This window comes from Streptomyces violaceorubidus (assembly GCF_000717995.1).
GTDB classification, from domain to species: Bacteria; Actinomycetota; Actinomycetes; order Streptomycetales; family Streptomycetaceae; genus Streptomyces; species Streptomyces violaceorubidus.
In genome coordinates this window covers 1-9,185 of sequence record NZ_JODM01000066.1, presented here as the reverse complement: position 1 = coordinate 9,185, position 9,185 = coordinate 1, and the positions used below count along the sequence as shown (strand labels likewise).

The 9,185-nt window shown below is 70.6% G+C and carries 7 protein-coding genes and 2 pseudogenes; 5 read left to right on the top strand and 4 right to left on the bottom strand.

Annotated features, from left to right (window positions below; all coding sequences use genetic code 11):
• Positions 1-111: 111 nt before the first annotated feature.
• The 3 genes and pseudogenes from IE94_RS0133630 to IE94_RS36495 form a co-directional block, all read right to left on the bottom strand.
• Complete coding sequence (locus IE94_RS0133630) at positions 112-378, bottom strand: protein kinase family protein (RefSeq protein ID WP_030192037.1); 267 nt, start codon at positions 376-378, stop codon at positions 112-114.
• A 566-nt stretch (positions 379-944) separates the two neighbouring features.
• Positions 945-2,069: pseudogene (locus IE94_RS0133620) on the bottom strand (IS701 family transposase); the annotation flags it as partial.
• A 499-nt stretch (positions 2,070-2,568) separates the two neighbouring features.
• Positions 2,569-2,808, bottom strand: coding sequence for a hypothetical protein (locus IE94_RS36495; RefSeq protein ID WP_157849431.1), 240 nt, complete (start codon positions 2,806-2,808; stop codon positions 2,569-2,571).
• Between the two features lie 227 nt (positions 2,809-3,035).
• Between IE94_RS36495 and IE94_RS0133610 the strand changes: the two genes are divergently transcribed.
• The 5 genes and pseudogenes from IE94_RS0133610 to IE94_RS36485 all read left to right on the top strand — a co-directional run.
• Positions 3,036-4,067, top strand: coding sequence for a hypothetical protein (locus tag IE94_RS0133610; protein ID WP_157849430.1), 1,032 nt, complete (start codon positions 3,036-3,038; stop codon positions 4,065-4,067).
• An 89-nt stretch (positions 4,068-4,156) separates the two neighbouring features.
• Positions 4,157-4,588, top strand: a complete 432-nt coding sequence (locus tag IE94_RS0133605) for a peptidase inhibitor family I36 protein (RefSeq protein WP_030192028.1) — start codon at positions 4,157-4,159, stop codon at positions 4,586-4,588.
• Between the two features lie 112 nt (positions 4,589-4,700).
• Positions 4,701-5,312 carry a TetR/AcrR family transcriptional regulator gene (locus tag IE94_RS37380; protein ID WP_051777863.1) on the top strand — a complete coding sequence of 204 codons (612 nt, stop codon included), beginning with the start codon at positions 4,701-4,703 and terminating at the stop codon, positions 5,310-5,312.
• 53 nt (positions 5,313-5,365) lie between these two features.
• On the top strand, positions 5,366-6,499 hold the full coding sequence (locus IE94_RS0133595; RefSeq protein WP_030192025.1) for a glycosyltransferase: 1,134 nt from the start codon (positions 5,366-5,368) through the stop codon (positions 6,497-6,499).
• A 172-nt stretch (positions 6,500-6,671) separates the two neighbouring features.
• A pseudogene (locus tag IE94_RS36485) lies at positions 6,672-7,237 on the top strand (GNAT family N-acetyltransferase); the annotation flags it as partial.
• 133 nt (positions 7,238-7,370) lie between these two features.
• Here the strand turns inward: IE94_RS36485 and IE94_RS0133585 are convergent.
• Positions 7,371-8,957: a GMC family oxidoreductase gene (locus tag IE94_RS0133585; protein WP_051777868.1), complete on the bottom strand. Its 1,587-nt coding sequence runs from the start codon at positions 8,955-8,957 to the stop codon at positions 7,371-7,373.
• Between the last annotated feature and the right edge of the window lie 228 nt (positions 8,958-9,185).

Here is a 9,185-nt window from a genome sequence, read left to right as displayed (position 1 = left end):
GGAGATCGACGAGGGCTGGAGCCCGTCGTCACCCACCGAAGTAGCCGTGGCACTACTTTACCGTGCACGGCATGGACGTCGGCAGGCGCAAGCGCCTGGAGGCTGTCGGCGTCACCCCGCTCTGAGGCTCCGGGCCCGGCGGAGCCGGACGCGTCCGCGGAGACCATCGACCTTCTCCATGACCAGGAACAACACGTCGTCGTGGATACCCCGGTCGTACAGGGCGGCGACGTTGGGGTGGACGATCTGGGCAGCAGCCACCGCCTCGCGCTCGAACCGCCGGGACAGGTCAGCCTGGGCAATCCCGTCGAGATCCAGCAGCTTGAGTGCGACTTCGCGGTGGAGCACACGATCTCGCGCGGCCCACACCTCGCCCATGCCCCCGGCCCAGACGGCCGATCAGCTCATAACGGTCCGCGATCAGTTTTCCCCGCTCCACGGGGTCAGCCAACGAGACGCCTCCACACATGCGAAGACGATGGGCGCGGTGCAGGGTGTTGCGGTCGGGGTCGTCGGTCAGGATGTTGCTCAGTGTTTGGTGGGCGTGTTGTCGTTCGGCGAAGCGGGCGTTTTGGTAGACGGCGGAGCGGATGAGTGGGTGGCGGAAGGTGAGTGTGCTGTCGTGGATGGTGGCTAGTACTCCAGCAGGACTTTGGTGTCTGACCTGGGACGATGCCGGGGCGGTTGGAGTGTAGCGGTATGGAAGGTGGTCAGGGGCGGTCTCTTCGGGACCGCCCCTCGATCGTGCGACAGCGCCGCTGGTAGTGACAGTGGCGGGCGACCGCTTGGCGTCGGCAGCGCCAGCTCGACCAGTTCAGCGCGTGGCGTCTGCCTCGGTGTCCGCTCAGGTGCGGGGGCCGGACGCGACAAGCTGCCAGGAAGTCGCCGAACCTCGGCCGCTGTGAGCCCGACGGCCCCGGCTGTCCCATCTGTTCCGCCCCTTTTTCCCGGGCCTGGTGTGCCGTGGCGGCCAGGAAGGCGTGCGCGAGCATGGCCGGCGTGATGTGCCGGTACCAGCCGACGTAGCGGCGGACCTCGTACTGGTCCAGGCCGCACTCGTTCTTCGCGGCCTGGAAGCACTCCTCGATCGCCCAGCGCGCCCCGGCTACCCGCACCAGCTCCTGGACCGTGGTCTGAAGGGGTGCGTAGGCGAGGTAGTAGGCGATCTCGTCGGGCCTTCGGATGCTGCGCCGGGCCAGCGCCCACCGCATCCGGTGAGGGACCTCGCCCTGGTAGTCGAACTCGGCGACGGCCGGCAGCCGCACCGCCGCCCAGTGGTAGACACGGGGCCCCTTCGCGCCGTCGCCGCAGGAGATCTCCTCCCATGCTTCGTCCGGGGCCTGTGCGAACAGAACCTCGATCCGTGAACAGCCCACGGCGAACTGTGACGTGGGGACGGCCAACACGTAGCCGACACCCGACTGCTCCAGCAGCCGGCGGAACCGGTTGTCCTGTCCGTAGGCGGAATCCGCAGTGACGCAGGCGATGGGCAGTGGCTCGGCGAGGGCCCGCAGCACGATGCGCCGTGCCAGTTCGCCCTTGGTGGCGAACTCCCGCCCGTCGGGGACCCTTGCGGCGCGGCAGCGCTCCGGGTCCTCGGTCCAGGACTTCGGCAGGTAGAGCTCGCGGTCGACCAGGGCCCGGCCGCGGGCGGAGGCGTAGGCGGCGAAGACGCCGATCTGACAGTTCTCGGTCCGTCCGGCGGTTCCCGAGTACTGGCGCTGGACCCCGGCCAAGGTGGTGCCCTTCTTGATGAACCCGGTGTCGTCGATGATCAGCAGGCCGTCAGCCTCGCCGAGCTTGCCGGAGACGTATCCCTGCAGGTCGTCGCGGATGTCATCGGGCTCCCACTTCGATCCGGCGAGGAGGTGCTGCAGCCCATCGGGCGGGCGGTGGCCAGCCTGTTCGGCCAGCTGCCAGCTGTTCTTGCGGGCCACCGGGACGAGCAGCCCGCGTACGTAGTCACGCATGCGGCGGCGGAGTTCGACCCGGCCGAAGCGATGCCCGATGGACACCAAGAGATCGTCCAGCTCAAGGTCCCACTGCGCGGCAGCATGCTCGGTGATCACCCTCGGAGGCTGCCCCGCCACTGTCACTACCAGCGGCGCTGTCGCACGATCGAGGGGCGGTCCCGAAGAGACCGCCCCTGACCACCTTCCATACCGCTACACTCCAGCCGCCCCCGCATCGTCCCAGGTCAGACACCAAGGTCCTGCTGGAGTACTAGGACCTGTGCCACAGGTTGGCCGTACCGTTGCCGGCGTGGCCGCAGGAGTAGGAACCCGTGACGCCCTGCTGCTCACCGGCCCAGGCGTTTTTGCACACTGGCCCAGTACTGGCAGGTCGACCAGGACATGTGCGTCCTTCCATTGCCGTGCGGATCAAGTTTCCGCGCGATCCGTGATCTTGGTCAATGGAGAGGAGATGAACGTCTTCGCTCGTGAGGCGCACGCCTCGAACGGCGTCAGGAAACGAAGAGTTCGGACACTGTTCACCTTGAAGAAAGGCAATGGCCCCCTTGAGTAACGGAGGCTCGTTGGTCAAGGGTTCACCAATCTTCTGCGGTCGTCAGCCCTGGTCGAGCGAGCTCCGACCGGTCGCGCCCGTCTTGCGCATGTGCACCAGCAGGCCGACGAACCCGGCGAAGAAGCCGCTCGCCAGTCCGGTGATGGCGTGGTTGACCACGTTGGTCGTCTCGTCGGACGGAAACCCGACCAGTGTGCCGTTGACGCAGGCGCTCACCACCGCGCCCATGACACCTCCGAAGAAGCCGCCGATCGCCGCCATGCGGATGTTCGCAGAGCGCACGCGCGATTCCCCGGACGATGTACCTGTACTCACGAGAGAGATCCTCCCCGACTGGCCGCGGACAGTGCGTCGGCGGCGATGCGGCATACCTTGTGCCAGCGTTCTCGGCCCTGTCAAACGTTGGGTGTGCACAGGCGTGTCTCGCTGAGTGGAGCCTTCAACTACATGTATATGGACGCTAATTGCCTGGTCGAGGGGTCGCCAGCGAGACACATATGATGCCGCCCATGACGCAACCCTCAACTCCGCCGGCCTCCGGCACGGTGCCCTGGTCCGACGCGGTGCAGGACGCGCTGGAGGGCGACCTGGTGACCGCACTCGCCTACGGCACTCCCGCCGGAGGCTGCGTGGTCATCCCGGTCTCACCCACCGGCCTCGTGGACCGAGCCGCGAGCACGATCGCCGTCACCACCTCGCTGGCCTTCAACGGCAAGCTGTTCCACATCCTGCGCGACTCGCGCGTCGCGATGGCTTACCACACGCGGGAGCACGGATTCGCGACGGCCGGGGACTTCGCCGTGGTGCAGGGCCGCGCCGAGGTGCCGCTGTCGCCGTCGCCCGAGGCGCTCGCCGACCTCGCCCCGCGCGTGGAACGGTTCCTGGGCACGGTGCCCTCCGGCAAGTTCTGGGACTGGGTCCTCCGGGACTACTTCGACAACCGGATCGTGATCGACATCGCCGTCCAGCGCGTCGTCTCCTGGCCCGACCTCCATGGCGAGGGGGAGCGGACCGTCGCCGGCGCCGAGTGGCCCGGTGTGCCGGACACGCAGTCGGCCCCCGCGAAGGGCACGGGACCGCGCGTCGACACGCGGAAGCTGCACGGTCAGATGACGAAGCTGTCGCACCAGCTCGTCGGCTACCGCGGAGCCGACGGCTACCCGGTCGTCGTCCCGGTCCGGGTCGTCGGCCACGACGCGCGGGGGCTGCTGCTGGAGTGCGCCCCGGGGCTGCTGCCGCAGGGCGCCCGCCGGGCGGGTCTGACGGCGCACACCTTCGGGCGGCAGGCGATCGGCCTGGCCAACCGGGTCTGCACCGGATGGCTGGAGGTGGACGGCGACACCGTCGTGTACGCCCCGCACACGACGTCCGGCTTCGCCGCGCCCCCGGTCAAGAGCGTGCAGATGTTCTTCAACGGGGTGTTCGCCAAGCAGGGTTGGCGCAAGGCGCGGCGCGAGGGCACCCTGGCCAAGCTCGCCCAGCTCAAGGACGAGCACCGGGCCGACCGGCCGGACGGTGTCGCCGGTACCCCCACGACGTAGCCGCCCCCTTGGTGAACCTCGCCGACCTTCGCGTTCGTGTCCTTCCTGCGGCACCCAGCCGCCCCGCACGAACGCGAAGGAGTCACACCGTGAGCAAGCTGAAGCAGCGCCTGGGGGCCCTGGCCGTCGCCGGCGCGTCGGCCGCCGCCATCACACTCGGCGCGTCGGGAACCGCCTCCGCCGACGCCTGGTTCCCGGCGAACTCCGGGTCGTCCGCCTGCACCAGCCAGTACGCGCTGTGCCTCTGGGACCAGGGGAACTACCAGGGCAGCGGCATCGGTGTCACCTGGACCGACATCAACAACGGGAAGCTCAACAGCATCTCGCGGAGCTACGGCTTCATGGGCACCAACATCTCGTCCGTGATCAACCGCACCAGCAAGGCCTTCTGCGGTGCCCAGTACCAGTGGGGAGCCGGCAGCACCTTCTACATCCAGCCCTACGGCTGGTACAGCGGCCTGGGATCGTGGGACAACCGCATCGCCTCCATCCAGACGTGGCCGTGCCACCCGGACGGCTGACCGAACCGTCGCGACCGGTGGTCCGGCCGGGAAGCCATGGGAACCCGTGATCCGAGTCCCCCGTCCCTTTGCGGCCGGGGGACCGTTCGGCGTGCGGTTCTAGACTGTTCCCATGACACCCCGCGCCTACCGATCCACCGTGCGTGAAAGCGCGGCCGCCGCCACGAGAGCGGCGATTCTGGACACGGCCGAGGTGCTCTTCGCGGAACACGGCTACCCCCACGTCACCATCAAGCGGATCGCCGATCAGGCCGGCGTGGCCCCGGGTACCGTCTACGCGACCTTCGGCGCCAAACCGGCCCTGGTCACCGCGCTGACCGCCCGCGCCGCCGGCGATCCCGGCATCGGCGAGGTGCTCGCCGCCGTGGAAAGTGCCACGAGCGGTCAGGAGGTGCTGCGTCTGGTGGTGCGCCAGACCTGCGATCTCGTGCGCCACCACCACCGCACCATGACGGTCCTCGCCGATGCCGCGGCGGTCGACCAGGACATCGCCGACCTGCTGCGGGAGACCGAGGACCTCCAGCGGGCACGCTTCACGGAGGTGGCGGAACAGCTGGAGCACCTGGGTGCGCTCCGGCCCGGCGTGACCCCGCGCGATGCGGTGCGCATCCTGGAGTACTTCGTCACCCCGCCGTCGTGGCACCGGATGCTGCACATCGGCTGGGACTGGGAGAGTGCCCACATGTTTCTTCGCGAGGCAGTGTGTGCCGCACTGTTGCGATGAGTATTTCTCAATTGATTGAAGTGTGTCTTCAGTCAATGCCCTAGACTCCCGGCATGCGCATCCTCTTCTCCAGTACTCCTCAGCACGGGCACCTCCTTCCGCTGTTGCCCCTCGCCCGTGCCTTCCGCGACCGCGGCGACGAGGTGGCCGTGATCACCTCGGCCGGCTTCGGCCCGCTGTTCGACGCCGAGCGCCTCACCCTGCTCGCCGTCGGCCCGGAGATTCCCGTGCTGCTCGCGGAGGCGGCCCGCCTGGCGGGCGTGGACGACCCGACCGCGCCCGACCCCGCCGTGGCGGCGGAGCTGTTCGCCGGTGCCCGGATCGACCTCACCGCCGAGGAGGCGGTCACCGCCGCGCGCGAGTTCCGGCCGGACCTGGTCGTGGCCGAGGCCACGGACTACGTCGGTCCGCTCGTCGCCGCCACCCTCGGGGTGCCGTACGCCAGGCTGGCCTTCGGCCCGTTGATCCCCGCCCAGTTCACCGACGTCTTCGACGCGGTCGCCGAGCGCCGCTACAAGGAGCGCGGCCTGACCGTCCCCGCGCCCGCCTGGTACCTGGACCCGTGCCCGGAGATCCTGCGGGCACCGGACTGGGCGCCGCCCCAGGGCCGCCTTCCGCTGCGGCCCGAGGCCCACCGCGGCCCCGACACCCCCAGCGGGACGGCCGACGCCACGGCCACCGGCGACGGCTCCCGGCCCAGGGTGCTGCTGTCCTTCGGCACCCACTTCGCCACGCCCGAGGCCCTGCGCCCGGTCATCGACGCCCTCGCCGGGCACGCCGACCTGGTGGTCACGCTCGGTCTGACCGGCGCCGCGGCGGACTTCGGCGACGGGCTCGACCACGTGGAGTTCGTCGCGTTCACCCCGCTCGCGGAAATCCTCGACGGCATCGACGTCGTCGTCACGCACGGCGGGGCCGGCACCACGATGGGCACCCTGTCGCGCGGAGTGCCGCTGGTGGTCGTACCGCAGGGCGCCGACCAGTTCCTCCAGGCGGGCGCGGTCGCGGGCTCGCGCACCGGTGTCGCGGTCATGCCGCCGGCCAAGGCCGAGTCCGTGGCGGAGGCGGTGACCGAGGTGCTCGGGAACGCGGAGTACCGGGACAACGCCCGCCGCGCCGCCCAGCAGATCGAGGCCATGCCCTCGCCGAGCGAGGTCGCCGACCAGCTGGCGGCGGCCGTCGCCTGAACGCGGTTGTTCGCCGGCGCATGACGCGCGGGTGGTGGGCGGCCGTTCGACATACCGCCCACCACGGGGGCCCGGGAGCCCGAACCCCCGTACCGGAGCCGCTCGTTGTATCGGACGCGGTGAGGGACGAACGGGTACGCGACGAAGCGAGGATGCGCGGTGACGAACCTGGCGGCGGCAGCCGCAATTCCTGTGGCTCTTCGAGGACCTGCTCGACGACGACCCCCGGGGCGGTGCCGGCGGAAGCGGCCGACCGGGCCGGTCTGGCGCACTCCTTCCCCGGGACGGGGATGGCCGGCGACCTCCTGCCCGTCCCCGATCCACAGCACCCGGACCTCACCTTCACCCGCGTGCGCACCGACGAACAGGTGGAGGTCTACGCGGACATCACGCGCGTGCCTACGGCTTCCCCCTCAGGACTGCCGCGACGGCATCGCCGGCTCCCGCCTGTGGAAGAACGACGTGTACGCCTACCTGGCGCTGCGGGACGGTGTCCCGGTCGCCGCCGCGACAGTTGAGGCGGTGGGCCGCCTGTTCGTCGTGCTGGTCGCCACCGATGCGCGCCGGCAGCGACGCGGGTACGGCGAGGCGGTGACGCGAAAGGCCCTGTACGAGGGCGGCCGCGCGACCGGAATCACGCGAGCCACTCTGCACGCCACCGAAGCGGGTGCACCGGTGTACCCCCGGATCGGCTTCGAACCGAACTCCCGCATCGGGTTCTATTCGTTGAAGCCCTGATCCGCGCCCTGCGGGCCGGGAGGCCGCCTGCCGGACCGGGCACCGAGGCGGTCAGGGCAGGGACCGAAGGGACCGAGAACGCGGATCGGCCGAGAAGGGCCCGACCCGCGATCCCGGGTGACGGCGGGGGACGTCAGGCGGCGTCGCGGATGAACTCGGCGGCACGTTCCGCGACGGCGTACACGGTCGCGTTGGTGTTGTTCGACGGGATCGAGGGGATGACGGATCCGTCGGCGACGCGCAGCCCCGCGAGCCCGCGTACCCGCAGCTCGGAGTCGACCACGGAGCTCTCGTCCTCGCCCAGCGCGCACGTTCCCACCGGGTGGCAGTAGGACTGGAAGACCGTACGGGCGTACCGGCCCAGCGCCTCCGGTTGCGCGACGTCCGGCCCGGGGGCGATCTCCTCGACGCCCCAGGCCGCCAGCGCCGCGGATCCGGCGATCTCACGGGCCGTCGCGATGCCGGACAGCACGGCCTGCACGTCCCGTTCGTCGGTGAAGTAGGCCGGGTCGATCACCGGTGCCGCGTACGGGTCGGCCGAGGTGATCCTCAGCGTGCCGCGGCTGAAGGGGCGCATCGGGGAAACGCCGATGGTGAAGCCGTTGTCCACCGGGGCGACCGGGTTGGGCGACGGGGCGTCGATGAAGATGAGCTGCAGGTCCGGGCCGTCCAGATCGGGCCTGCTGCGCAGCAGGCCGATGATCTCGCCGTGATTGCCTCGGGCGGGCGGCACGGTGCGGCGGGTGCGGTGGACGAGGTTGATCCGCGGGTGGTCGTGGAGGTTGCGGCCCACGCCGGGCAGCGCGTGGAACACCTCCACCCCGGCCTCGCGCAGCTCCCGCTCGGGGCCGATCCCGGAGCGCAGCAGGATGCCCGCGCTGCCGAGCGTGCCGGCGGTCAGGACGACCTCACGTGCGGCCCTGGCGGTGTGCACACGTCCATGGACGCCGTACTCCACGCCGACGCAGCGCTCGCCCTCGAAGAGCAGCCGGTGCGCGGTGGCGCCGGTGACCACGTCCAGGTTGGGCCGGTCCAGCACGGGGGTGAGGTAGGCATCGGCCGCGCTCTGGCGTCGGCCGTCGACGATGTTGAGGTCGACCGGGGCGAAGCCCTCCTCCAGACCGCCGCTGATGTCGCGGGCCCGGCGCTGCCCGGTCTCGACCGCTCCCTCCAGGCAGGCGGCCAGCACCTCGTTGGGGTCGGCCGTCGGGCCGACCGTGAGCGGACCGGAGGTACCGCGTCCGGGGGCGCCGCCGACGGCGGTCTCGCTGCGCTGGAAGTAGGGGAGGAGGTCGTCGAAGTCCCAGCCCTTGGCGCCGTGGTCGGCCCAGGCGCCGTAGCTGGTGCGGTGGCCGCGGCCGAAGACCATGGCGTTGATCGCGGAGGAACCGCCGATGCCCCGGCCGCGGGGCAGTGCGATGCTGGGCCCTGGCTGGGCCGAGGGGGTACCGGCGTTCTGGGGAACGGTCGTGTCGCCCCAGTTCGCCTCCGTCTTGACCAGGGTGGGCCAGGCGGTCGGAAACGCCACGGCCTCCGGCAGATCGGGGGCCGCTGTCCCCGCTTCCAGGAGCAGGACACGCAGGTCGGCGCGTTCGGTGAGCCGGGCCGCGAGGACGCAGCCGGCGGAGCCGCCGCCGACCAGGACGATGTCGTAGGGCTGCTGCCGGGCGTGTTCCGGATCAGTGGAAAGCGTCGTGCGAGGTGTGGGTCGACCGCTCATGTTCATGAGTTCCTAAGATACGTGTCGAAGTACGGGAAGAAAGGTATCAACGACCGGGTCGGCAACACGTAAAGTCGACTGCCCCCGGCCCCGCCCGGTGACCAGCGGCCCTTGGTCCTGCGCTCAGCGGCGCAGCAGGACCATCGCCGCCCTCGCCTTCGGTGGGCCGGCCGCCGCGCGGAGCAGTCCTGTGCCGCGCTCGCGTGCCGCGTCCGCCGTGAGCAGCTC

What these genes read in the sequence shown, in the direction of transcription:
- IE94_RS37380 (WP_051777863.1), top strand. Translation starts at nt 4,701, where the DNA reads ATGACACCCCGCGCCTACCGATCCACCGTGCGTGAAAGCGCGGCCGCC.
- IE94_RS0133610 (WP_157849430.1), top strand. Translation starts at nt 3,036, where the DNA reads ATGACGCAACCCTCAACTCCGCCGGCCTCCGGCACGGTGCCCTGGTCC.
- IE94_RS0133585 (WP_051777868.1), bottom strand. Translation starts at nt 8,957, where the DNA reads ATGAGCGGTCGACCCACACCTCGCACGACGCTTTCCACTGATCCGGAA.
- IE94_RS0133630 (WP_030192037.1), bottom strand. Translation starts at nt 378, where the DNA reads ATGGGCGAGGTGTGGGCCGCGCGAGATCGTGTGCTCCACCGCGAAGTC.
- IE94_RS0133595 (WP_030192025.1), top strand. Translation starts at nt 5,366, where the DNA reads ATGCGCATCCTCTTCTCCAGTACTCCTCAGCACGGGCACCTCCTTCCG.